This window comes from Rhizobium phaseoli, from assembly GCF_001664385.1.
Classification (GTDB): domain Bacteria; phylum Pseudomonadota; class Alphaproteobacteria; order Rhizobiales; family Rhizobiaceae; genus Rhizobium; species Rhizobium phaseoli.
Genome location: NZ_CP013532.1, coordinates 138,850 through 162,230, shown reverse-complemented (window position 1 = coordinate 162,230; position 23,381 = coordinate 138,850). Strand labels below are relative to the sequence as shown.

Below are 23,381 nucleotides of genomic sequence, written 5' to 3'. Positions count from 1 at the left end.
ACTGTGCGCTGCGCCCTGATATCGGCGATGGCGCGTGCTCCCGCATTGAAGGACAAGATATGTTTGATACACACACCGTGGAAATCGAGTGGGCCGGCCGCCCGCTGAAGCTTGAAACCGGCAAGATCGCCCGTCAGGCCGACGGCGCGGTTCTCGCCACTTACGGCGAAACCGTTGTTCTCGCCACCGTCGTTTCGGCCAAGGCGCCGAAGCCCGGCCAGGACTTCTTTCCGCTGACCGTCAACTACCAGGAAAAGACCTACGCAGCCGGCAAGATCCCCGGCGGCTATTTCAAGCGCGAAGGACGCCCGAGCGAAAACGAAACCCTCGTTTCCCGCCTGATCGACCGTCCGATCCGCCCGCTCTTCCCGGAAGGCTACAAGAACGACACGCAGGTCGTCGTTACCGTCATCCAGCACGACCTTGAAAACAACCCCGACATCCTGTCGATGGTCGCGACCTCGGCAGCGCTGACGCTCTCCGGCGTCCCCTTCATGGGCCCGGTCGGCGGTGCGCGCGTCGGCTACATCAACGGCGAATATGTTCTCAACCCGCATCTCGACGAGATGGACGAGTCGAGCCTCGATCTCGTCGTTGCCGGCACCTACGACGCCGTGCTGATGGTCGAATCCGAAGCCAAGGAACTGCCCGAGGACGTCATGCTCGGCGCCGTCATGTTCGGCCACAAGGGTTTCCAACCGGTTCTCGACGCGATCATCAAGCTCGCCGAAGTTGCCGCCAAGGAGCCGCGCGACTTCCAGCCGGAGGACTATTCCGCGCTCGAAAGCGAAATGCTCGGCCTTGCCGAAGCCGAACTGCGTGAAGCCTACAAGATCACCCAGAAGGCCGACCGCTACGCCGCCGTCGACGCCGTCAAGGCGAAGGTGAAGGCGCATTTCCTCCCCGAGGAAGGCGAAGCCAAGTACACGGCCGAAGAAGTCGGCGCGATCTTCAAGCACCTGCAGGCCAAGATCGTCCGCTGGAACATTCTCGACACCAAGAGCCGTATCGACGGCCGCGACCTCGAAACCGTTCGTCCGATCGTTTCGGAAGTCGGGCTTCTGCCGCGCACCCATGGTTCGGCGCTGTTCACCCGCGGCGAAACCCAGGCGATCGTCGTTGCCACGCTCGGCACCGGCGAAGACGAACAATATGTCGACAGCCTGACGGGCATGTATAAGGAGCGCTTCCTGCTCCATTACAACTTCCCGCCCTACTCCGTCGGCGAGACCGGCCGCATGGGCTCCCCGGGCCGCCGCGAAATCGGCCACGGCAAGCTCGCATGGCGCGCCATCCGTCCGATGCTGCCGTCTGCCGAGCAGTTCCCCTACACGCTGCGCGTCGTTTCCGAGATCACCGAGTCGAACGGCTCGTCCTCGATGGCGACCGTCTGCGGCACTTCGCTCGCCCTGATGGACGCCGGCGTCCCGCTTGCCAAGCCGGTTGCCGGTATCGCCATGGGTCTGATCCTGGAAGGCGATCGCTTCGCCGTTCTCTCCGACATTCTCGGTGACGAAGACCACCTCGGCGACATGGACTTCAAGGTTGCAGGTACGGCCGACGGCATCACCTCGCTGCAGATGGACATCAAGATCGCTGGCATCACCGAAGAGATCATGAAGGTCGCGCTTAGCCAGGCCCAGGGCGGGCGCACCCACATTCTCGGTGAAATGGCCAAGGCGATCACCGAAAGCCGCGGCCAGCTCGGCGAATTCGCTCCGCGCATCGAAGTCATGAACATTCCGGTCGACAAGATCCGTGAAGTCATCGGCTCCGGCGGCAAGGTCATCCGCGAAATCGTCGAAAAGACCGGCGCGAAGATCAACATCGAGGATGACGGCACCGTCAAGATCGCCTCCTCTTCCGGCAAGGAAATCGAAGCGGCCCGCAAGTGGATCCACTCGATCGTTGCCGAGCCTGAAATCGGCCAGATCTACGAAGGCACGGTTGTCAAGACCGCCGACTTCGGCGCCTTCGTCAACTTCTTCGGTGCCCGCGACGGCCTCGTCCATATCTCGCAGCTCGCTTCCGAGCGCGTTGCCAAGACGCAGGATGTCGTCAAGGAAGGTGACAAGGTCTGGGTCAAGCTGCTCGGCTTCGACGAACGCGGCAAGGTTCGCCTGTCGATGAAGGTCGTCGACCAGGCCACCGGCCAGGAGATCGCGAACGAGAAGAAGAAGGAAGAAGCGGCCGAATAAGCCGCGTCTCCCAGATTGAATTCCGGGCGCGGGAATCTTCCGCGCCCTTTTTGTATCCCGGTTTTGCGCATGTCGTGGTCGCAAGGCCACTGCACAGTTTTGCGCGATATGCTTTAACGAGACGAGACCCATGAGCCGTGAGACGCTGAAGACCCTGTTCCATCCCTTTGCCAGCGGCACAGTCGAGGCGCCCGGCGAGGGCGAGCGTGTGCTCTTCCTCGGCGCCGAGGCAGGCTTTCAGCTGCCTGAAGGCTTTGCCGCCTCGCTCAGCGCCGTCCAGGGCTTCCGGCCGCTCTACCGGCAGCTGCTGGCGCAGCGGATCGAGGCCAAGCCGGAGATCGACGGCGAGAATTATGATGCGGCACTCGTCCTCTGCACCAAGCACAAGGGTGAGAACGAAGCCAATCTCGCCGTTGCGCTTGCCCGCACGCGGCCAGGCGGCCTGATCGTCGTTGCCGGGGCCAAGGAAGACGGCATCCAGCCGCTGCGCAAGCGCCTGGAAGGGTCCGGTCTCGCCATCGACCACATGCCGAAATATCACGGCGTCGCCTTCTGGTTCGGCCGGCCGGCCGATGCCGGCGAGATCGTAACCAAGCTGGAAAAAGCGCCGGTGCGGGTCGACGACCGCTTCCATGCGACAGCAGGCATGTTCTCGCATGACCGGGTCGATGCCGGATCGGAGCTGCTCGCCTCGCGCCTGCCGCAGGATTTTACCGGCGACGTCGCCGATTTCGGCGCTGGATGGGGTTATCTCTCCGTCGAGATGGCGAAGAGATCGCGCGGACTGACCCGCCTTGACCTCTACGAAGCCAACCACGCGGCTCTGGAGGCTGCGCGGGGCAATATGGCGGAGAATTGCCCGAACGCGCCTGCGCGCTTCTTCTGGCACGATCTGGCGGGCGAGCCGGTCAAGGACAAATACGATCTCGTCATCATGAACCCGCCCTTCCATGAGGGACATGCGGCCGAACCGTCGCTCGGCCAGGCGATGATCAAAACCGCCGCAACCGCGCTTCGCGGCGGCGGCAGACTGATGCTGGTCGCCAATCGCGGCCTGTCCTACGAACCGGTTCTTGCCGCAGAATTCAGAGAAAGCGGTGAAACCTGCCGCAATGCCCGCTTCAAGGTTCTGTGGGCGAAGAAATAAGGCTCAACGGGCTTCGAAGCGATCTACCCATCATGAAAACAAAGGCCGTGCGCAGGCTCTGCGCACGGCCTTTGAATTTCGATGAGCGGCGTCTACTCCACGTCTGCCCGGCGCAGCGTGTCCAGCGTCGGCATCGAGGTGATGTTGAAGCCGGCGTCGACGAAGTGGATTTCGCCGGTGACGCCGGCGGAAAGGTCCGAAAGCAGGTAGAGCGCCGAATTGCCGACCTGATCGATGGTCACGGTCTTGCGCAGCGGCGCATTGCGCTGGTTCCAGGAGAGGATCGCGCGCGCATCGGAGATGCCGGCGCCGGCGAGCGTGCGGATCGGCCCGGCCGATATGGCGTTGACGCGGATGCCGCGCGGGCCGTAATCGGCGGCGAGATAGCGCACCGAAGCCTCGAGCGCGGCCTTGGCGACGCCCATGACGTTGTAGTTGGGGATGACGCGTGTCGAGCCATTGTAGGTCAAGGTTAGCATCGCGCCGCCGTCGTCCATCAAGGGCGCGCAGCGCTTGGCGATCTCGGTGAAGGAGAAACAGGAAATGACCATGGTGCGGCTGAAATTCTCGCGCGTGGTATCGGCGTAGAGACCCTTCAGCTCGTTCTTGTCGGAAAAACCGATGGCATGGACGATGAAATCGAGCTTGCCCCATCGCTGTTCGATGGCATCGACCAGACTATCGACCGAGGCGATGTCCTCGACGTCGCAGGGCAGCACGAAATCCGAGCCGACTTCTGAGGCAAGCGGCTTGACGCGCTTGCCAAGCGCATCGCCCTGATAGGTGAAGGCGAGGTCCGCACCCTGTGCGGCGAGAGCCTTCGAAATTCCCCAGGCGATCGAGTGGTTGTTGGCGACGCCCATGACGAGGCCGCGCTTACCCTGCATGATTCCAGTCATTTTATTATCCGTTATGGCGCTGGAAGACGAGCGTGGCGTTCGTCCCGCCGAAGCCGAAGGAGTTGGAGAGAGCGATATCGATCTTCGCATCGTCGATACGCTTGCGCACGATCGGCACGCCTTCGAATTCGGGATCGAGTTCGCTGATATGGGCGCTCTCGCCGATGAAACCTTGCTGCATCATCAGCAGGGAATAGATCGATTCCTGTACGCCGGCCGCACCGAGCGAATGGCCGGTCAGCGATTTGGTCGACTGGATATGCGGAATCCTGGCGCCGAATACCTCGCGGATGGCGCCGATTTCCTTGCTGTCGCCGACCGGCGTCGAGGTGCCGTGCGTGTTGATATAGTCGACGTCGCCCTTCACCGTGGCCAGCGCCTGGCGCATGCAGCGGACGGCGCCCTCGCCCGAGGGTGCGACCATGTCGTAACCATCCGAGGTGGCGCCGTAGCCGACGATTTCGGCGTAGATCTTGGCGCCGCGGGCCTTGGCGTGCTCAAGCTCCTCGAGCACCAGCACGCCGGCGCCGCCGGCGATGACGAAGCCGTCGCGGTTGACGTCATAGGCGCGCGAGGCGCTGTCGGGCGTGTCATTGTACTTGGAGGACATGGCGCCCATGGCGTCGAAGAGATTGGACATCGTCCAGTCGAGATCTTCGTGGCCGCCGGCAAACATCACGTCCTGCTTGCCCCACTGGATCATCTCGGCGGCATTGCCGATGCAGTGCGCCGAGGTCGAGCAGGCCGACGAGATCGAATAATTGACGCCGTGAATCTTGAACCAGGTGGCGAGTGTGGCGGAGGCGGTCGACGACATCGCCTTCGGTACGGCGAAGGGGCCGATGCGCTTCGGGCTGTTGTTCTTGACGGTGATGTCGGCCGCTTCGATCAGGGTGCGGGTGGACGGACCGCCGGAGCCCATGATGATGCCGGCGCGTTCGTTCTGGGCGTAGTCCTTCTCTTCCAGACCGGAATCAGCGATCGCCTGTTTCATGGCGACATGGTTCCAGGCGCCGCCCTGAGACAGGAAGCGCATGGCGCGGCGATCGACCAGCTCGGCAAGTTCCGCCGGGCCGAGCTTCGGGCTGCCCCAGACCTGGCACTTGAAGCCGTGTTCGGCGAAATCGTTGGAAAAGGAAATACCCGACTTTGCCTGGCGCAAGGATTCGGTGACTTCGGCCGCGTCGCTTCCGATCGAGGAAACGATACCCAGACCCGTGACAACTACCCGTCTCATCTGATCAAACCTTTGTTGTTTTCGTCAGCCGCTCGAAATGCGGTTTCAGGCGGCCTTGTCTTTCGATAGACCGACGCGGAGATCGGCCGCCTGGTATATGGTCTCGCCATCCGCCTTCAGCCAGCCGTCGGCCGTGCCGAGCACGAGGCGGCCGCGCATGACGCGCTTGAAGTCGATGCCGTATTCGATCAGTTTCGTATGCGGCCGCACCATGCCCTTGAATTTTACTTCGCCTGTGGAAAGGGCCATGCCGCGGCCTTCCTCGCCGAGCCAGCCGAGGAAAAAGCCGGTCAGCTGCCACATGCCGTCGAGTCCAAGGCAGCCCGGCATGATCGGATTGCCTTCGAAATGGCAGGGAAAATACCAGTCGTCAGGGCGTACGTCGTATTCGGCCCTGAGATAGCCCTTGTCGAAGGCACCGCCGGTTTCGGAAATTTCCGTGATGCGGTGAACCATCAGCATCGGCGGCAGCGGCAGCTGCGCATTGCCGGGGCCGAACAGCTTGCCATGAGCGCAAGCGATGAGTTCTTCATACGAGAAGCTGGACTGTCTGGTTGTCATAAATTTTCTTTTTCCCCCCGCGTGAAGCCGATGGATGTGAACGTGTAGTCCAAGTTCTTCAGAAAATGAAGCACAAGCAAGGCAGCTTCATTCATCGCCCCGGACCAGGCCTACGCCATTATTTGGTGGTCGCATACAGGAAGGCCAGGGCCGCGACCAGACCTATTTGCGTCAAAAGCCCGATTTTGCCGCCTTTATCAGGCTCTTGTCCCCATTGAACTATTGAAAGGCTCCAATGCAAAAGTTATACCGCTTGAAGAAACATGATTGCTTTATGCAGGAATAACCGGAGTTGGTATTGATGACGGGTGCACTCCCGATCGCAATAGAGGTAAGGCTGCGCGGTGCAGGCCTGCGTCCCACCCGCCAGCGCGTCGCGCTCGGCGACCTCCTGTTTGCCAAGGGCGACCGGCATTTGACCGTCGAGGAACTGCATGAGGAGGCGGTTGCCGCCGGCGTGCCGGTTTCGCTGGCGACCGTCTACAACACGCTGCACCAGTTCACCGAGGCCGGTCTCATCCGCGTTCTCGCCGTCGAGAGCGCCAAGACCTATTTCGACACCAACGTTTCCGACCACCATCATTTCTTCGTCGAAGGCGAAAACGAGGTGCTCGACATTCCCGTCAGCAACCTGACGATCGCCAATCTGCCGGAGCCGCCCGAGGGCATGGAGATCGCCCATGTCGACGTGGTGATCCGCCTGCGGGCCAAACAGGGCTGACGGCGCCTTAGAACAGGATGTCGTCCGAAAACCGCTTACACTTTTCGGTATTATGCTCGGTCTCTACATGACATCGTCGGGGTGCCGGCCGGGCTTGTGCTTGTAAATCGGGAAGGTCCAGCCGAACCACAGCGCTCCGCCGCGAACGGCAAAGGCCGCCGCGACGCCGCAGCCCGAGGCGAGATAAAGCGGCATCCCCAGCGCATTGGCAAAGGTGAACACGCCGGCGCCGACAAGGGCTGCCGTCACATAGATTTCCGGCCGCAACAGCACCGAAGGCTCGTTTGCCATCAGATCGCGCAGGATGCCGCCGAAGGTTGCCGTCAACGTGCCGGTGACGATGGCAATGGTCGGGGAGCCGGTGGCGGCAAGTCCCTTGGCGGCGCCGAGCACGCAATAGGCGGCCAGACCGATCGCATCCAGCCAGATCAGCAAGCGATAGCGCGATTCCAGCAGATGAGCGGTGAAGAAAACGATGACGCCGACGATGCAGCAGACGAGAATATAGGCGGGATTCAGCACCCAGAAGACCGGCACGCGGCCAAGCACGATATCGCGCACGGTGCCGCCGCCGGTTCCCGTCACCATGGCGAAAAACAGGAAGCCAATCAGATCCAGCTGTTTGCGCGAGGCGGCGAGCGCGCCTGTCGCGGCAAACAGCGCAATGCCGGCATAATCGAGATAGACGAGCAACGACATGCGGACCCCGGAGCCGGCGAACAGTTTCCGGAAAGAACCACGGCGGCAAGGGCGGCGCAAGCCGGGGCGGCCATAAAGCGAGCTGATAGAGCTTTATCCAAAAGAGGAAAGCCCGTGAAAACGCTGGTGCTCGCCGTTCTGAATCTTCTCCTGCTGCTCACCTTGCCGGCTGCGGCCTTCGGCCAGCAATCGCTGATCTCCGATCCGGAGATCTACGAGAAGAAGCATTTCCAGGCGCAGTGCAAGGCGGCCGAATTCGCCGACGGCTTCGTCATCCGCCAAGACATCAACAATGACGGGCTGATCGATGCGGTGGTCAACGAAGGCGAACTTACCTGCGACGGACAGAAGGGGCCGCAATGCAACGACGACGGCTGCACCTATAATTTCTATCTGCAGGTCGCCGAAGGCGGTTATTTCATGATCGCCACAGCACAGATCTACGGCTACGATTTCGTCCAGCGCTTCGGCAACATGGTGCTGGCGATGAAGATGCATCCGCGGTTCTGCGATCGTACCGAGGGTGATCCGTGCATCGTGACGGCGCGCGTGCGCGGCACGAAATTCGTTACCATCTCGAAGAAATAGATTTCAATCCGGATAAAGCTCCGATGTCCGGCCGGCGAGATAATAGCCGACCAGGCCGTACCATTCGCGGATCGCCGTCGCCATGTTCTGTGCATTGAGGTTCGGCTGGGTGAAATCCAGGCCCGGCCTCACCTGCCCGTCGGTGCGATAATCGGTCGGCCAGGGCACGATATCGATGCCGAGCTTGCGGAAGATGCCGACGGAGCGCGGCATATGGAAACCCGAGGTGATCAGCAGGCAATGGGAAAGGCCCCGGCTCGCCAGGAATTCCCGTGTGTTGACGGCGTTTTCAAAGGTCGTGCGCGATTGCGTCTCCTCGATCAGGCGCTCCCTGCCGATGCCGAACAGCGGGAAGAAACGCTCGGATGCCGCCGCATCGCCTTCGTAAATGCCTGACATGGAGCCGTCGCCGCCCGACACCAGAATGCGCGAGTCGGGAAATTTCTGCGCGAGCCGCAGGGCTTCGACAAAGCGGTCGGCGCCGCCGTTGAATTCGATGCCGTGGCGGGCCGTGTTGACCTCGTTTTCGAAGGCGCCGCCGAGCACGATCATGCATTGCAGGTTCTCCGGATCGGCGGCAGGTTTTGCAAACCGCTGCTCGAGTCCCTGCATCAGAAGGTTGCCGGCCGTGGTGTAGAGCGTGACGAAGAGGATGAGGGCGCTCGCCGTTGCAGCAACGATACTCAAGGCACGCCAGCGCAGAAGCCCGGCGATGAGGGCGAAGAAGACGAGCAGGAATGCCAGCGACAGCGGCTGGCAGAAAATCCAAACGAGCTTCGAAATCAGGAACACGATCTACTCCTTGGGGACGACAGCGATCCTTCCTATCCGATTCGAGGGTAACAGGAATGCGACGCTTCTATTTGCCGCGCATAGCGGCCGAGCGGTGCGCGGCAAGCTTCTGGTTGAAGCGCCGCTGAAGCGGCCGGGGAATGAACATGGCGGCAAACGCCAGCGCCATGGCAAAGACGGAGACCAGCCACAAGGCATGGGCGCCTGTCAGCCGCGTCAGGACGGCGCCGGCGATCGCGCCGGCGATCATGCCGCCCCAGGGCACGATCTGGATCGTCCATTCGACACGGCGATCGCCGATGATCCAGCGGCCGATGCCGCGGCCGAAACGCGACAGGGCGCCGGTGACATAGGTCAGCCCGATCGGCAGGCCTTCGATATGTTCGACGGCGGCATTCACCATGCCCATGGAACAGACGATCAGGTAGAAGCTCGGAAGCATCATGCTTTGCGCGCTCGTCATCGAAGCGAGCGCCAGGACGAGGCCGACGCAGCCGAGCACGACGAATATCCGGCGCTCGGAGACATGGGCGATGACGATGCCAGCCGCATTGCCGAGCACGAAAACGACAATGGCCGAGATCAGCACCGCCGCATGATAAAGATTGCCGTCGCTGAGGGAGAGAGCCGCCCGCGTCGTGTTGCCAGTCATGAAGGAAACGAAATCGCCGGTCAGCAACAGGCCGGTCGCATCGGTCATGCCGGCCAAAAACGAGATCGCGCCGACAAGGGCGATCCCGGTCAGGGTGCGTCGTGTCCGGATGATACGGCGGCGTCTTGCTCTGGTCATTGCGGGTCCTGAAGCCGAATCGCTGAGTTCCGGCAGAAGGATACATCCTCTTCAGTGAGGAATTGGCAAAGAGGATCGGCAAAGATGCGGCGGACCCACGCTTCGCCGACGACGATAATATCGTCACGGCTAATGTTCGAAAGCGGAGTCAATCAGAGACGAGGCTTTCACTATAGATCAAAGGGATCGTCAGAAGACTTCACTTCGCTCATGGGGGTCTGTTCGAAGGGGTCCGATTGCGACGGCGATGGAGCTGATTTCGCCGTCACTTCGTTGACGGCACGTTGGCAATCCAACATTGCGGTTATCGCTTTTGCCGATCGGTCCAACCGGAGCTTCGCAATCTGGCGACCATTGAATTCAGCTCTTACGGTGAGCTTCTTTGCAAATTCCGCTACGAAATTGGTATCCGTTGTTGTCGCCACCAGAAGCATGGAGGTGCCAATGTCGCGGGCGGTTGCTGTCGCATCCCAGATCGAGCTGCGATCAAACTGAACCTTGATCGGGTATTCTTTCCCCGCCTCCAATGGAGGGATCGGACCTTGATGAGCGACGATCCCGATCGCCTTGAACGCCACAGATATTACGTGATGCTACAGGCGCCGCCATAGCCCGGCTGCTAGGATCCAAGGCTCGGAAAACCCTCCCTTGAGCGAATGCTGGATGTGTGAATGGCAAGACGTTGCGTGGCTCTTTTTCTTCTTCTGGCAAGTTGCGGGCATCCGGATGGCGTGATGACGCCGGTTTCAATTTCCTCGTCGCTGCCACCGGCATCCAAGGTCGACATGCTGGTTGCGACCACGCGCGAGCCTTCCGGGAACCCGGCGACGCTGTTCAACGGCGAGCGCAGTCCCAAACCGCATCTGACGCAGATCTCGATCTCAATCCCGGCAAAGCGTGAAGCCGGCACCGTGCAGTGGCCGAAGCGCCTTCCGCCCGATCCTGCCACCGACTTTGCCGTGACCAACGTCCAGCAGATCGACACGGTGGCGCAGGGCCGCGTCTGGTTCCGGCAGCATGTGAACGGCGGGCACGCGCTCGTCTTCATTCACGGCTTCAACAACACTTATGAGGATTCCGTCTTCCGGCTGGCGCAGATCGTGCACGACAGCAAGATGCAGGCGACGCCTGTCCTGTTCACCTGGCCGTCGAGAGCGGAGATCACCGCCTACCAGTACGACAAGGAAAGTACGAACTACTCGCGCACCGCGCTGGAGCAGGCGCTGCGCACGCTGGCAGCCGACCCCGACGTCAAGGACATCACCATCATGGCCCACTCGATGGGGACCTGGCTTGCCATGGAATCCCTGCGGCAGATGGGGATACGCGACGGGCACGTCAATTCGAAGATCCATAACGTCATCCTGGCCTCGCCCGACATCGACATCCAGGTCTTCGCCAAACAATATGCGGAGATGGGCGAGCCGCATCCGAAATTCACGATCTTCGTCTCCCAGGACGACAAGGCCCTTGCGGTCTCCAGCTTCATCACCGGGCGCGTCTCCCGTCTCGGCGCAATCAATCCGGCGGAAGAGCCCTATCGTTCGAAGCTCGAAAAAGCCGGCATCACCGCCATCGACCTGACGAAGGTGAAAACAAACGACAGGCTCAACCACGGCAAATTCGCCGAAAGCCCGGAGATCGTCCAGCTCATCGGCCAGCGCCTGATGACCGGCCAGACCCTGACCGATTCCAAGGTCACGCTGGGCCAGGGCATTACCGCCGTCGTCGGCGGTACGATGACGAATATCGGCACCGTTGCCGCTACCGCTGTGGCGGTGCCGGCTGTGATCGTCGAGCAGCCCGTCACCCGTAGGAGGCCGCCACGATCTGCCGACGAGACGCTCGAAGGCGACCTGAAGAAACAGACGCTGACGCAGTAAGGAGTTCCAGGTTGAAATGGCTTCTTTCCTTCACCGCCGCTTTTTTCTTCGCGTTGAGCGCTTTGGCGCAGGCTCCGCCGGCGGCCCCGCAGCAGAAGATCGACGAGCTCGTGCGCCTGTTGCAGGATCCCGAGGTGAAAGCCTGGCTCGATAGCCGCAACCAGGAAAGCGGGACCGCGACACTCGCCTCACCGGCGGGCCATTCGAGCTTGGCCAACTGGGAGGCAGGCGCGCGGGCGCGCGTGCATGCGATTCTGGCGGCGATCCCGGCAATCCCGCCGGAAGTGACGGCGGCGGCGACAAGAGCCAGGAGCGAGGCCGCCAGCAGAGGCTATGCGCCGGTTTTTCTCATATTCGGCGGTCTGCTCGCCTTCGGCCTTGCCGCCGAGGCGGTTTATCGCAGATTTGCCGCGCGCCGCGAGGCATTGTTCGGCCGGCTGATCCCGGTCGGCATATTCGCGGGCGCGATGGGCATCGTCTTTTTCGCGGTGGAATGGCCGCCGCTCGCGCGCGTGACGCTGCTTGCCTATCTCTCGGCTTTCATCCTCTTTCGATTGGCGGCTGCACTCCTGTCCGTCGCAACGATGGGTTTACCCCTGCGGCGGCGGCTGTTGATCCTGTTCGGCGTCATTTGTTTTGCGGTCGCGACCACGGCCGTAAGCGAGCCGCTTGGCGTTTCCCCTGACGTCAGCAAGGCCATCAGCTACTGCTTCTCGGTGGTCGGGCTGCTGCTTGCGATCGAGGCGGTGTGGTCGGTCTGGGAGGGGAGCCGCGCCAGGAAAGCGGCGATAACGGCCTTCCTCGTCGCCTTATGGCTCATCTGGTGCCTCAATATGAGGGGCCTGTTCTGGATCGGCATCTATGCGCTGGTGCTGCCCGGGATCCTGAACGCGGTCGGCCGGGTCGCGCTGTCCTTCACCAGCGATCCTGGCAGTCTGCGCGGTATCCTCATCGCCCGAGGCGCACGCGCCGTTGTCATCGCACTTGCGGTGGGATGGCTGGCACTCGTCTGGCAGCTCAATCCCGATACGCTCGGTCAGCGCGACCCGACGCTCGCCGCCTTATACTACGGAGGCCTGAAGAGCGTGCTGATCCTCGTGGTTGCCGACCTTCTCTGGCAGGTGGCGCGCGGCTGGATCGACCGAACATTGCGCATATCGACCAGCACGACATCGCTCGCGCCGGCCGACGCCGCTCGGCGCGCCCGCTTCCGCACACTTCTGCCGATCTTTCGCAATGCGCTCGCCGTCGCTGTCGCGGTCATGGCGGGGCTGATCGTGCTGGCGCAACTCGGCGTGCAGATCGGCCCGCTGATTGCGGGAGCGGGCATCTTCGGCGTGGCGATCGGTTTCGGCTCGCAGACCCTGGTCAAGGACGTCATCAACGGTGTGTTCTACATGCTCGACGATGCCTTCCGGGTGGGCGAATATATTCAGGCCAAGGACTACAAGGGAACGGTGGAGAGCTTCAGCTTGCGCTCGGTGCGTCTGCGCCATCATCGCGGCCCGGTGTTCACGGTGCCATTCAGCGAATTGGGCGCCGTCGAGAATATGAGCCGGGACTGGGTGATCGATAAGTTCAGGATCACCGTCGGCTTCGACACCGACATCGACAAGGCGCGCAAGCTGACCAAGAAAGTCGGGGCCGAGCTGATCGAAGATCCGGAGCTCGGCCAGCACTTCATCGAACCGCTGAAGATGAAGGGCGTCGAGCAGTTCGCCGACTACGGCATCGTCCTGAGCTTCGCCATGACGACGGTTCCGGGCATGCAGACCTATATTCGCCGCAAGGCCTATGCCAAGATTCGCGAAGTGTTCCTGGCCAACGGCATCGCATTCGCACAGCCGACGGTGCAGGTCGGCGGCGATGACAAGGGCGGCGGCGTTGCGGCGGCCGCTCAGGCGATCCGCGCCCAGCAGACAGATGCGGCGACATCGGCAAAGTGACCTTGCCGCAGAGTAGGATCGAAGGCGTTAAGGTTTCAAATCATAAGCCTGCTGCGATGCACGAAGCTCCGCCAGCGTCTTGCCGACACAGCTGCCGCCGCCTGCACCACCGACCGCCTTTGCCTTTCCATCAAGCGTGATCGTCCCGGCGATCCGGTCGGACGCAACATAGGTCGCGACGCCGTCCCGAGAGACGCGCGATATGTAAAAGGCATGAAAGGTCTCGTTGGACTTGCAATGGATGACCAGTGGAAACTGAGAAAAGGGATCGTCCTGCGCGAAGGCGACAGCCGGTTGAAGAACCGCCGCCAAAGCCCCGGCGCCGACCAGGCCGGCAAAAACTCGCTTGGTCAATCCGATCGACTTTCGGTGGGACGCATATGTCATGTTTCAATCCCTCTGATGGCGTGCATTAAATCGTCAAGGCGATAAGCGCATCGCGATCGAGAAGCCGGACCATGCGCTGTGATTTTCCGGCAAGCCGCAGGATGCGTTTTTCCCGGAGCTTCGTGAACGACCGAGCGACTGTTTCGACCGTCAGCCCTAGATAGTCGGCGATATCGCTGCGAGACATCATCATGTCGAATTCCGCATCCTCGGGATGGCGGTCGGCCATCTCCTGAACGAAGGCAGCAAGGCGCTTCAAGGCGCTTTGCTCGCTGATGATGAGCTGTTTGCATTGGGCCTTTGCGAGATTCGTCAGGGCAATGTGCAAAAGATCGATCGGGACGACCGCCTCCTGATTGGTGCGAAACGATCTCAGGCGCGTTTCGCAGATGGCTTCTGCAAAATCCGTCCGGACATTGCCGCTTTCGAGCCCAAACCATTCGCCCTTGCCGCAGAAGGACAGGATGTGCCGCTGGCCGTTCGATGTCAGGCGGTAGATCCGGACGGCGCCCGCTTCGACCTGGTAAATCGCAAGGGCGTATTCGCCTTCGCTGTAGATCGTTTCGTCGGCGCGGAGTTTGATCGACTGATCTTTAGGCGACGCGCAAGTTCCCTGGTGGTGGCCGGGAACCATGGTGTATTTTTCGATCGCCCGATCCTGAAACATGTGTGTCGCCCCCATCCACCTCAACCATAAGCAATCGTTGAACGTCTCGGTATTCGAGATATCCCTTACGTATTGCTACGGAAGCCGGCGACCACCGGCAGGTGTATAAAGCTATCATCCCTTGAGGGCGATGCGGCGGTATCGCGGGAGGTCTAAATGGTACCGGAAGAGGGACAGGCCGGCCAGGCACGCCAAGAACCCGAAAACGTGCGCCTACAGCTTGATCGTATCCTCGCCAGTCCGGAATTCCTCGCGCCTGAACGCGGGCGTCGCTTCCTGCAGTATATTGTCGAAGAGACACTTGACGGGCGTGGCGAACAACTCAAAGCCTCGACGATTGCGCAGGCGGTCTTCGGACGCGATGCCTCCTTCGATGCACAGAATGATCCGGTTGTCCGCATCGAAGCGGGGCGTATCCGCCGCGCCCTCGAACGATATTATCTCGTCTGCGGACACAGCGATCTGATAGAAATCACCATTCCCAAAGGGGGCTATGCCCCGCATTTTTCGAGTGGGGAAGACGGCTCGAACGCCGAGATCGCTGCCGCGCCAAATGGCGAGAACAAGCAACAGCCCGGGCATGACCAAGGTCAGCCCGGGCACGAGCAAGGTCAGCCCGGGCATGAGCGGGGTCAGCCCGGGCGTGAGCGCCCGTTGCGCTACCGCGATCTTCTCCTGCCAATCGGCGTTCCGGCCCTCTTCGGCGCAATAGCGGTGCTCGCCCTCATCCGTCCACTCGAATCCTACCTCTCGCCATCGGAAACGCCGCCCACCACGACATTGACAAGCAAGACCAGAATCGTCGTCGAACCCTTTGCGGCACTCGGCGGCACGGCGCGCGGAGCGGATCTTGCCAAGGGACTGGCCGATCAGCTGATCGCCAAACTCATGAAAGTGGATAGCCTTGTCGTGCTTGCTCCCGGCCGATCCGGCGTGGAGACGAGCGGCTCGTTGTTCAATCTTCAGGGAAGCACGCTTGTCGAAGGTACGGTCCTGCATCTGCATGTCCGCCTGATCAAGGGCGCCGACGGCGCCGTCGTCTGGGCAAATCAATATGATCGCGATCTGCGCGATCAGACCACCCTCAATGTCGAGGACGAAATTGCCGCGCAAATAATCTTGGAAATTTCAACCAGCCGCAAATTGAACGGCGCCGGCTCTCTTCGATAGCCATCGCATGCGATCACGCGCTCATCACCAGCGGGACCGTCCAATCGGGATCGTTCGTTCCCCTATTCTCCCGACGGCAGGTCGATGGCAACGCCCGCGGCGCGCAGGCCGTTGAAGAACTTTTCCTGATCTTCCGGGCGCTGCAGGCGCAGAGAAATCTCCTGGCGGATATTCGTCATCAATGCCGGGGCGTTCATATGAAGCCAATCCCGCTCCAGCTTCGCCCCGTCCATCTTGCCTGCGGCTCCGAGAATGGACAGCAGGGCAAGATGGCGCATCGGGTTGCCGTCGAGACCGGCTATCCGCGACCATTCTTCCGCCGCTTCGATATCGCCCCTCATCAATGCGCACATTGCCATGCCGGCCTCGTAGTAGCCTCTAGGCCCGGCATTTTTGTCAAGCGCGATCGATATCAATTCGCAACCCGATTGCCACTTTCCGGACATTGCCAATCGCAGGCCATACTCGCCGGCGACCTCCACGTCATCGGGATTTGCAGCATAGGCTGCAGTCCCGGCAGCAATGGCCTTGTCGATATCGCCCTGGAAAAAGCTTACCAGCATGACGGCGCGAAGGACGCGGGGATTATCCGGCGCCAGCGATGCCGCCCGCTGTGCCGAAGCGGCTGCCAACGCCAGCGCCTCGGATGAAGAGGGTGTGCCGAGCTTGTAGCGAAATCTCACCTCGTCGAGGTAGACCAGGGACAAGAGCGCCCAGGATGTCGCATTATCCGGACGCTGCCGGATTGCCTGTTCCAGGCACTCGCGTACTGCGCCATGGTTTTTCGCCGTCATCGTCTCAATATAGCTGCCATAGAGTGGAGCGCAGGCATAGGCGTCCTTGTCTGCTTTCCGCGCTGACTGCGCGATCATGGCCGTTTCCGCTTGAGAGATGGCGCCATGGGGCCGCGCTATCGCGCCGGCAATTTGCCGGGCGACATCTGTTTGAATCTCGAGCTTGTTCTGCGCGCGAAGATCGGCGTCGAAATTATTCGCCCAGATGACGGCCCCGTCTGTCTGGCGCACCAACCTTGCAACGGAGCGCAACCTGCTCCCGTCCATCTGGATATTGCCTTGGAGCGCGTAGTCGGCAGCCGCGGCATGATCACCCGTCGACGGTTCGGCGACCACGACCAGGGCATCGAACTGAGCAAGCTGGCCAATAATATCGTCCCTCAGGCCGCGGGCGATATCCGAACTGGAATCGAAGAGGCTGCTCTCGGCAAAAACCTCGACGGCGACCGTCGGCGCAAGGCCCCCCGACGGCGGCGGCCTGATCGGAGTGCCGCCTCGAGCGAAAAGGGCAATGGCAAGGGCGAGGAGAGGAAGAATAAGGACGGCCAGCAGACCGGTCCCGCGGCCGCGAGCGGTCGGCAGAGCCGGGCGCTGCGTCTCCCGTGGCGAATAGGTTTGATCTGCGAAAGCTGCGATCTGCACATTGCGGTCTTTCTCCGGCCGTGTCGGCGCCGACGCGTCCCGGAGATATTCGAAATGCGGCACGTAGCCGCCTTTCGGCACCGTGATGACGACCTCGTCCGCCTGGCCTGCGACGAGATAATAACGCTCCAGTGCCTTTCGGATGCGGCCGGCTTCGATCCGGACGACCGGATCGTTCTGCGGGTCGAACGATGCTTCCCGACCAAACACCACATTTGCGATGGTGAACGCCTTCAGGAAGCCTGCTCGACCTGCAAGCGTCTCGTTGACGACAAATCCCAAGAAATTTCGCCCGCGCTGCGGCGCGTGAAATTCTTCACTTGCAAGAATTCGCTCAACTTGCCTGCAGATTTCCTCAGCGGTCGGTCCAGGACTGCTGACTATATTGACCTGTGTTGCGTTTCTCATGCTCGCCCCTACGACAAGATCACGCAATTATGTAAGCATCTTCTAAAGCATCATATCTCACGAGCCTGAAGTTGCAAGCTTAGCTTTCTTGGAATTATCGGGCGCAGGCTGGCCAGGGGTCGACGGGCGAAATCCGTTCGGCGCTCGACTGCACAACCATATCGACTGTGACCGCCATACGCATGAGCTCGGCAAGATTGCGAGCACCCATCTTGGCCATCACATTGGCGCGATGGACCTCCACCGTGCGCGAGCTGATGCCCAGTTGGTAGGCGATCATCTTGTTCTGCAGACCATCGAGCACCCCCGTCAAGACCTGATGTTCGCGATCGGTGAGCTGGCGAAGCCGTGCCGCGACGCTTTCGGAATCGGCAATCGAGCGGCCGGGCCGCCTTTGTCCCATTGCCAGATTGATCGCCGCGATCAGGGCCTCTTCCCGAAGCGGCTTTTCGAGAAAATCTGATGCCCCCGCCTTCATCGCCTGCACGGCTGCCGCGACATCGCCCTGGCCGGTAATGACGATCGCCGGAACGTTCACGCTGGACAGTCGAAGGCGCTGAAGCAATTCGATGCCGTTGACATCGGGCATGCGCAGATCCGTCACAAGGCAGTTTCTGCCCGAAAGAGGCAGAAGATCGAGAAATGCGTTTGCGCAGCTATGGGCCCGCACGGCAAAACCTGCTGACGCCAGCAGGAATGTCAAAGATCGTCTCAGCGCCTCCTCGTCATCGACGAGATGGATCGTCAGGTCGTTCGCCATCGGCTTCAATCTCCACCAGCGGAAGCGAGAACGAAAACACTGAACCGCTCTCTGTTCTCCTACGCGCGCCTATCCGGCCTCCATGCGCCTCGACAATGCGCTTGGACAAGGCCAAGCCCATGCCGAGGCCGTGCGGCTTGCAGGTCACGAAGGGGCGAAACAACGAATCTTCGATCTCGGCTGCAATCCCGCAGCCGTTGTCGGACACGTCGACAACGAGATGCGCGAAACTGTCCACTGCCGTTCGGATCGCAATGCGGGGCTGCTCGACACACTCCGTCGCCTCCAGGGCATTGCGAACGAGGTTGGTGAGCACCTGCACGATCTGAACGCGGTTTGCGAGAACGGTGTCCTGCGCCGCTTCGAACTGAAAGTCCGTGTGCATGTCCTTCCGCCGCGACCCGATGAGCGCTAGTCTTGCCGCCTTGTGGATCAGCTCGTGCATCGCCTCCGGCGTCCTCTCGGAAGCGCCACGCTCTGCGAATTCTCTGACGTTCTGAACGATACTTCCTGCCCAGAGCGCGTGGCGCTTAATTTCCAGCAGCGCTTCGCGGAGCTCTTCGCTGCGCCCGGGCCGCTTGCCCGTGACAAGACGCCCGCACCCTTCGGAATAGGCCGCGATCGAGGACAGCGGCTGGGAAAGTTCATGGGCAAGAGTCGATGCCATCTCTCCCAGTTCGGTCACTCTTGCAAGGCGGGCGATCTCCAGCTGCAGCTCACGAACTTGCCGCAAAGTCTCACCCTCGGTGCGGAAGTCTTCGAAAACCGCCGCGGTGAAGACGCCTTTTTCGTCATGCTTCCTGATAATGGTAAGGGCGGTCGGAAACTGGGCTCCGCTCTTGGTGATCGCCAGGCCGGCACGCACCGCCCCCTCGTCTGCCCAGCGTCCATTCAATCGAATATCCGGTGTCGGACGCCAGACAAAGCCGATCTTTCGGCCAATCAATTCACGCTCCTCATAGCCGAACAGGGCGACCGCTGCCTTGTTGCAGGCCGAAATTCTGTGGCGGTCGCCAATAAAAAACACCGCGTCCGGCATATGGTCATGGAGTTGCCGGATCCAGTCCATCCGCGGCCCGCCGTTTCCTTCGCGAAAGCCCCTCGCAGCCTCGCGACGCGGTGTCTGCGACGTCACGGGGGAGACTTGTCCTGCTGCCACGCTCGGACCGGCTTCGGCGACAGTATGCGGCGCTTCCATCTTGATCGGCATGATGGTCTCCTCACCCCTTGAGAAGTATTGGCCTCATGGAGCGTCAGTTCCTCCGGCAATGACCTGAGGATACCACCCACAGACAGCTAATCCGTGTAGTATCGCGTAGCCTCTATTGTTGTTTTGGTCGCAATCTTTGGCACCGCTTCCCCGGCGTCGGCCTTCGTCGCCATTGATCCGGCTCAATGCCCCCGTCCCGTTGTTCCACTATTGTGAGGCGCAAAGACCAGGAGCCAATTGAGGACGTCGAAAGGTGAAAAGGTCCGGCTGACGCTGGTGGATCCTCTGGGAGGTTTCGGTAATGTGGCGGTTGCTCCTCGAAGCTCCGTTCGAACAGGATATAGAACTCGCCGTCATCGACGATGACGGCGTCCATGCCTTGATTTTCCCCTGCCAGCGCCTTTCCGACGGCTGGATCGATGCCACCAGCGGCGAAATGCTCGACATCCACCCAACTCATTGGCGCCCATGGCAAAACCGTCGCAGCGACCGTTCCGGCCTTCATTGAGGGCGACGCAGCCCGGTGACAGCCGGCCTCAGGCAAGAATCCACATACCGCACCGCGAATTGTCTGCGATCAATGACACGACCGAGCGGACCGAAATAATCTGTCTTCGAAGAATGGGCGGTGCGGCCGCGATCCAGAAGGCTGAAAGGAGGACCACATGCGTGGTTTCGGGGTTCACTCGGAGGTCGGGAAATTGAGAACCGTCATGGTCTGCAGACCGTCGCTGGCGCATCAGCGCCTGACGCCTGCCAATTGCCATGATCTGCTTTTTGACGATGTTCTATGGGTTCACGAGGCCCAGAAGGACCATTTTGATTTTGTGCTGAAGATGCAGGAACGGGGGGTCGAAGTCCTCGAACTCCACGACTTGCTCGGCCAGACGCTCGCCAACCAGCAGGCGCGCGATTTCTTGTTGGACCGGCGCATTACCCCAAATGTGCTTGGCTCGCAGATCGCCGAGGCGATGCGGCCATGGCTTGATGAAATGCCGGCCGCGCAGCTCGCCGCCTTCATGATCGGCGGCATCGCAATCTCCGACCTGCCTGAGGTCAAGGCAAAGTCGCTGATGCTCAGCGCCCTGCCGGAGACGGATTTCGTTATCCCGCCGATCCCGAATACCTTGTTTCAACGCGACCCCTCCTGTTGGATCTATGGCGGCGTGACCTGCAACCCGATGTTCTGGCCGGCACGACGCGCCGAGACGCTGATCCAGCGTGCGATCTACAAGTTTCATCCGATCTTCCTCGGCGGCGATTTCCAGATCTGGTGGGGCGATTCGGACCAGCCGTTCGCCAATGCCTCGATGGAGGGCGGCGACGTCATGCCGATCGGCAACGGCACCGTGCTGATCGGCATGGGCGAGCGTACGACCTACCAGGCCGTCGGCCAGGTGGCGCAAGCCCTGTTCAGGAGCAAGGCGGCAAAGAGAGTGGTCGGCTGCCTGATGCCGAAGAGCCGTGCGGCCATGCACCTCGACACGGTTTTCAGCTTTTGCGATCGCGATGTCGTCACCCTGTTTGCCGAGGTCGTCGATCAGGTCCGCTGCTACAGCATGTACCCCAAGGACGACGACGGCACATTCGAGATCCACCCTGACAATCGGCCGATGCTCGATGTCGTCGCCGAGGCGCTCGACCTGCCGCAATTGCGCACCGTCGAAACCGGCGGCAATTCCTACCAGGCCGAGCGCGAACAATGGGACGATGGCAACAATGTCGTCGCGCTCGAGCCCGGCGTCGTCGTCGCCTACGACCGCAACACCTACACGAATACGCTTCTGCGCAAGGCGGGGATCGAGGTCATCACCATTCGCGGCTCCGAACTCGGCCGCGGCCGTGGTGGCGGCCATTGCATGACATGCCCCATCTGGCGCGACCCGGCTTACTGACGTTTCACACCATGAACCAGACCGACGGAGCAAGACCATGAGCTTCAATCTGCGCAATCGATCGCTTCTGACCGTGCAGGACTATACGCCGAGGGAATTCCGTTACCTCCTCGACCTCGCTCGCGACCTGAAGCGGGCCAAATACGCCCGCACCGAACAGGAGCATCTGAAAGGCAAGGAAATCTGCCTGATCTTCGAGAAGACCTCGACGCGAACGAGATGCGCCTTCGAGGTCGCCTGCTCGGACCAAGGCGCCAACGTGACCTATCTCGATCCCTCCGGCTCGCAGATTGGCCACAAGGAATCCTTCAAGGACACGGCGCGGGTGCTGGGGCGCATGTATGATGCGATCGAATATCGCGGCTCTGCGCAGAAAGGCGTGGAGACGCTGGCAAAATACGCCGGGGTGCCCGTCTATAACGGACTGACGGACGAATATCATCCGACGCAGATGATCGCCGACGTCATGACCATGCGCGAACATAGCGACAAGCCGATCGCTGAGATCAAATATGCCTATGTCGGCGACACCCGCTCGAATATGGGACATTCGCTGCTGATCGTCGGCTGCCTGCTCGGCATGGATGTGCGCATCTGCGGGCCGAGATCGCTGTGGCCTTCGGAAGAATACATGAAGATCGCCAAGGATTTGCAGCAGGCCTCGGGCGCGCGCCTGCTGGTCACCGAAGATCCCAGAGAAGCGGTCAAGGACGTCGATTTCATTCACACCGATGTCTGGGTCTCGATGGGCGAGCCGAAGGAGGTCTGGCGCGAACGTATCAAGCTGCTCACCCCGTATCAGGTCAACCAGGACCTGATGAAAGCGACCGGCAATCCGCAGACCAAGTTCATGCATTGCCTGCCGGCTTTTCACGACACCGAAACCACGCTCGGCAAGCAGATCGCTGAAGATTACGGCATGGACAACGGGCTTGAAGTCACCAACGACGTCTTCGAGTCCGAGGCCAACGTCGCCTTCGAGCAGGCGGAGAACCGTCTGCATACGATCAAGGCACTGCTTGTCGCCACTTTGGGAGATTAGCATGCGTGTGGTCATAGCGCTTGGTGGCAATGCGCTTCTCCGGCGCGGGGAAGCGATGACAGCCGATACTCAGAGACGCAATGCGCGCATCGCCGCGCAGGCGATCGCACCCTTGGCGGCCGACCATGAAATCGTCATAACCCATGGCAACGGGCCGCAGGTCGGCCTACTTGCCCTCCAGGGCGCGGCCTACAAGCCTGAGGAAGCCTATCCGCTCGATGTTCTCGGCGCCGAAACCGAAGGCATGATCGGCTATATGCTGGAGCAGGAGCTCGGCAATCTCCTGCCATTCGAGCAGCCCCTGGCGACCTTGCTCACGATGGTGGAAGTCGACGCGGACGATCCCGGCTTCCAAAATCCCACCAAATTCGTCGGCCCGGTCTACGACCAGGCCGAAGCGGACCGGATCCGCACCGAAAAGGGCTGGGTGTTCAAACAGGACGGCGAAAAATGGCGACGCGTCGTTGCCTCCCCGGTGCCGAAGCGGATCTTCGAAATCCGTCCGGTCCGCTGGCTCCTGGAACAGCGCACGATCGTCATCTGTGCCGGCGGCGGCGGCATTCCGACGATGTACGAGAAGGGCGCCAACCGAAAGCTGGTCGGTGTCGAGGCGGTGATCGACAAGGACCTGTGCTCCGAGCTTTTGGCGCGCGAGCTGAAGGCCGATCTTCTGATCATGGCGACGGATGCCGAAGCCGTGTGCCTCGATTGGGGCAAGCCGTCCCAGAAGGCTATTCATCGGGCACGCCCCGACGACCTCACGCAGTTTTCCTTCCCGGCGGGCTCGATGGGTCCGAAGGTCGATGCCGCCTGCCATTTTGCGCGCAGCGGCAACAGGACCGCGGCCATCGGAAGTCTAGCCGATATTGCCGGATTGGTGCGGGGAGACCGCGGGACGATCATCAATGGCGGTTTTGCCGCGCTGAGCTGGCACTAAGCTTTCAT

Annotated in this window: 23 protein-coding genes; 11 read left to right on the top strand and 12 right to left on the bottom strand. The window is 61.1% G+C overall.

Translation table 11 applies throughout. The annotated features are described in order from the left end of the window. The first annotated feature begins 59 nt into the window (after positions 1-59). Positions 60-2,198 carry a polyribonucleotide nucleotidyltransferase gene (pnp, locus tag AMC88_RS00745; protein WP_037117010.1) on the top strand — a complete coding sequence of 713 codons (2,139 nt, stop codon included), beginning with the start codon at positions 60-62 and terminating at the stop codon, positions 2,196-2,198. A gap of 130 nt (positions 2,199-2,328) precedes the next feature. Then, a complete protein-coding gene (locus tag AMC88_RS00740) occupies positions 2,329-3,345 on the top strand; it encodes a class I SAM-dependent methyltransferase (protein WP_004677114.1) in 1,017 nt (338 codons plus the stop codon). A gap of 92 nt (positions 3,346-3,437) precedes the next feature. Here the strand turns inward: AMC88_RS00740 and fabI are convergent, their stop codons facing one another. From fabI to fabA, 3 genes are read right to left on the bottom strand one after another with little or no spacing between them, the layout of a single operon-like run. Then, positions 3,438-4,244 carry an enoyl-ACP reductase FabI gene (fabI, locus tag AMC88_RS00735; protein ID WP_037117007.1) on the bottom strand — a complete coding sequence of 269 codons (807 nt, stop codon included), beginning with the start codon at positions 4,242-4,244 and terminating at the stop codon, positions 3,438-3,440. A 4-nt stretch (positions 4,245-4,248) separates the two neighbouring features. Further along, positions 4,249-5,481 (bottom strand): beta-ketoacyl-ACP synthase I, encoded by a 1,233-nt coding sequence (gene fabB / locus AMC88_RS00730; RefSeq protein WP_037117005.1) that lies wholly within the window; start codon positions 5,479-5,481, stop codon positions 4,249-4,251. Between the two features lie 45 nt (positions 5,482-5,526). Then, positions 5,527-6,042 (bottom strand): 3-hydroxyacyl-[acyl-carrier-protein] dehydratase FabA, encoded by a 516-nt coding sequence (fabA, locus tag AMC88_RS00725; protein WP_004677111.1) that lies wholly within the window; start codon positions 6,040-6,042, stop codon positions 5,527-5,529. Between the two features lie 301 nt (positions 6,043-6,343). Between fabA and irrA the strand changes: the two genes are divergently transcribed. Next, positions 6,344-6,763 (top strand): iron response transcriptional regulator IrrA, encoded by a 420-nt coding sequence (gene irrA / locus AMC88_RS00720; protein ID WP_003555773.1) that lies wholly within the window; start codon positions 6,344-6,346, stop codon positions 6,761-6,763. A gap of 63 nt (positions 6,764-6,826) precedes the next feature. On the opposite strand, the gene AMC88_RS00715 is transcribed toward irrA, so the two are convergent. Next, the gene (locus AMC88_RS00715; protein ID WP_016735162.1) at positions 6,827-7,462 is read right to left on the bottom strand and encodes a trimeric intracellular cation channel family protein; all 636 of its coding nucleotides are present in this window, start codon (positions 7,460-7,462) and stop codon (positions 6,827-6,829) included. 114 nt (positions 7,463-7,576) lie between these two features. On the opposite strand from AMC88_RS00715, the gene AMC88_RS00710 reads away from it, so the two are divergent. Further along, positions 7,577-8,050, top strand: coding sequence for a hypothetical protein (locus tag AMC88_RS00710; RefSeq protein WP_037116998.1), 474 nt, complete (start codon positions 7,577-7,579; stop codon positions 8,048-8,050). Between the two features lie 3 nt (positions 8,051-8,053). Here AMC88_RS00710 and AMC88_RS00705 read toward each other — a convergent pair whose 3' ends face one another. The 3 genes from AMC88_RS00705 to AMC88_RS00695 all read right to left on the bottom strand — a co-directional run bounded on the left by AMC88_RS00705 (position 8,054) and on the right by AMC88_RS00695 (position 10,210). After that, entirely contained in the window at positions 8,054-8,842 is a 789-nt protein-coding gene (locus AMC88_RS00705; RefSeq protein WP_064824661.1) for a YdcF family protein, read from the bottom strand. Between the two features lie 67 nt (positions 8,843-8,909). Continuing rightward, positions 8,910-9,632 carry a YoaK family protein gene (locus AMC88_RS00700; RefSeq protein WP_064824660.1) on the bottom strand — a complete coding sequence of 241 codons (723 nt, stop codon included), beginning with the start codon at positions 9,630-9,632 and terminating at the stop codon, positions 8,910-8,912. Between the two features lie 170 nt (positions 9,633-9,802). Next, positions 9,803-10,210, bottom strand: a complete 408-nt coding sequence (locus AMC88_RS00695) for a hypothetical protein (RefSeq protein WP_010016109.1) — start codon at positions 10,208-10,210, stop codon at positions 9,803-9,805. 93 nt (positions 10,211-10,303) lie between these two features. On the opposite strand from AMC88_RS00695, the gene AMC88_RS00690 reads away from it, so the two are divergent. Continuing rightward, the gene (locus AMC88_RS00690) at positions 10,304-11,515 is read left to right on the top strand and encodes an alpha/beta hydrolase (RefSeq protein ID WP_004677104.1); all 1,212 of its coding nucleotides are present in this window, start codon (positions 10,304-10,306) and stop codon (positions 11,513-11,515) included. Between the two features lie 11 nt (positions 11,516-11,526). Further along, positions 11,527-13,461, top strand: coding sequence for a mechanosensitive ion channel family protein (locus AMC88_RS00685; RefSeq protein ID WP_064824659.1), 1,935 nt, complete (start codon positions 11,527-11,529; stop codon positions 13,459-13,461). Positions 13,462-13,488: 27 nt separating this feature from the next. Here the strand turns inward: AMC88_RS00685 and AMC88_RS00680 are convergent, their stop codons facing one another. Next, positions 13,489-13,848, bottom strand: a complete 360-nt coding sequence (locus AMC88_RS00680) for a hypothetical protein (protein WP_010024431.1) — start codon at positions 13,846-13,848, stop codon at positions 13,489-13,491. A 25-nt stretch (positions 13,849-13,873) separates the two neighbouring features. Beyond that, entirely contained in the window at positions 13,874-14,530 is a 657-nt protein-coding gene (locus AMC88_RS00675; protein ID WP_064824658.1) for a helix-turn-helix domain-containing protein, read from the bottom strand. A gap of 141 nt (positions 14,531-14,671) precedes the next feature. On the opposite strand from AMC88_RS00675, the gene AMC88_RS00670 reads away from it, so the two are divergent. Continuing rightward, positions 14,672-15,685 carry a hypothetical protein gene (locus AMC88_RS00670; RefSeq protein ID WP_064824657.1) on the top strand — a complete coding sequence of 338 codons (1,014 nt, stop codon included), beginning with the start codon at positions 14,672-14,674 and terminating at the stop codon, positions 15,683-15,685. A 62-nt stretch (positions 15,686-15,747) separates the two neighbouring features. On the opposite strand, the gene AMC88_RS00665 is transcribed toward AMC88_RS00670, so the two are convergent. From AMC88_RS00665 to AMC88_RS00655, 3 genes are all read right to left on the bottom strand, one after another. Continuing rightward, positions 15,748-17,529 (bottom strand): hypothetical protein, encoded by a 1,782-nt coding sequence (locus AMC88_RS00665; protein WP_184328567.1) that lies wholly within the window; start codon positions 17,527-17,529, stop codon positions 15,748-15,750. Positions 17,530-17,623: 94 nt separating this feature from the next. After that, on the bottom strand, positions 17,624-18,289 hold the full coding sequence (gene fixJ / locus AMC88_RS00660) for a response regulator FixJ (RefSeq protein ID WP_064824655.1): 666 nt from the start codon (positions 18,287-18,289) through the stop codon (positions 17,624-17,626). Then, the gene (locus AMC88_RS00655; protein WP_064824654.1) at positions 18,255-19,499 is read right to left on the bottom strand and encodes a sensor histidine kinase; all 1,245 of its coding nucleotides are present in this window, start codon (positions 19,497-19,499) and stop codon (positions 18,255-18,257) included. The genes fixJ and AMC88_RS00655 overlap by 35 nt, the downstream gene beginning before the upstream one ends. A gap of 301 nt (positions 19,500-19,800) precedes the next feature. Here AMC88_RS00655 and AMC88_RS00650 point away from each other — a divergent pair, with 301 nt between their 5' ends. From AMC88_RS00650 to arcC, 4 genes are all read left to right on the top strand, one after another. Beyond that, a complete protein-coding gene (locus AMC88_RS00650; protein WP_037116985.1) occupies positions 19,801-20,007 on the top strand; it encodes a hypothetical protein in 207 nt (68 codons plus the stop codon). Positions 20,008-20,164: 157 nt separating this feature from the next. Further along, positions 20,165-21,394: an arginine deiminase gene (arcA, locus tag AMC88_RS00645; RefSeq protein ID WP_037116983.1), complete on the top strand. Its 1,230-nt coding sequence runs from the start codon at positions 20,165-20,167 to the stop codon at positions 21,392-21,394. A 37-nt stretch (positions 21,395-21,431) separates the two neighbouring features. Then, positions 21,432-22,436, top strand: a complete 1,005-nt coding sequence (locus AMC88_RS00640; RefSeq protein WP_016735176.1) for an ornithine carbamoyltransferase — start codon at positions 21,432-21,434, stop codon at positions 22,434-22,436. Between the two features lies 1 nt (position 22,437). Then, positions 22,438-23,373 carry a carbamate kinase gene (arcC, locus tag AMC88_RS00635; RefSeq protein WP_064824653.1) on the top strand — a complete coding sequence of 312 codons (936 nt, stop codon included), beginning with the start codon at positions 22,438-22,440 and terminating at the stop codon, positions 23,371-23,373. Positions 23,374-23,381 lie beyond the last annotated feature (8 nt).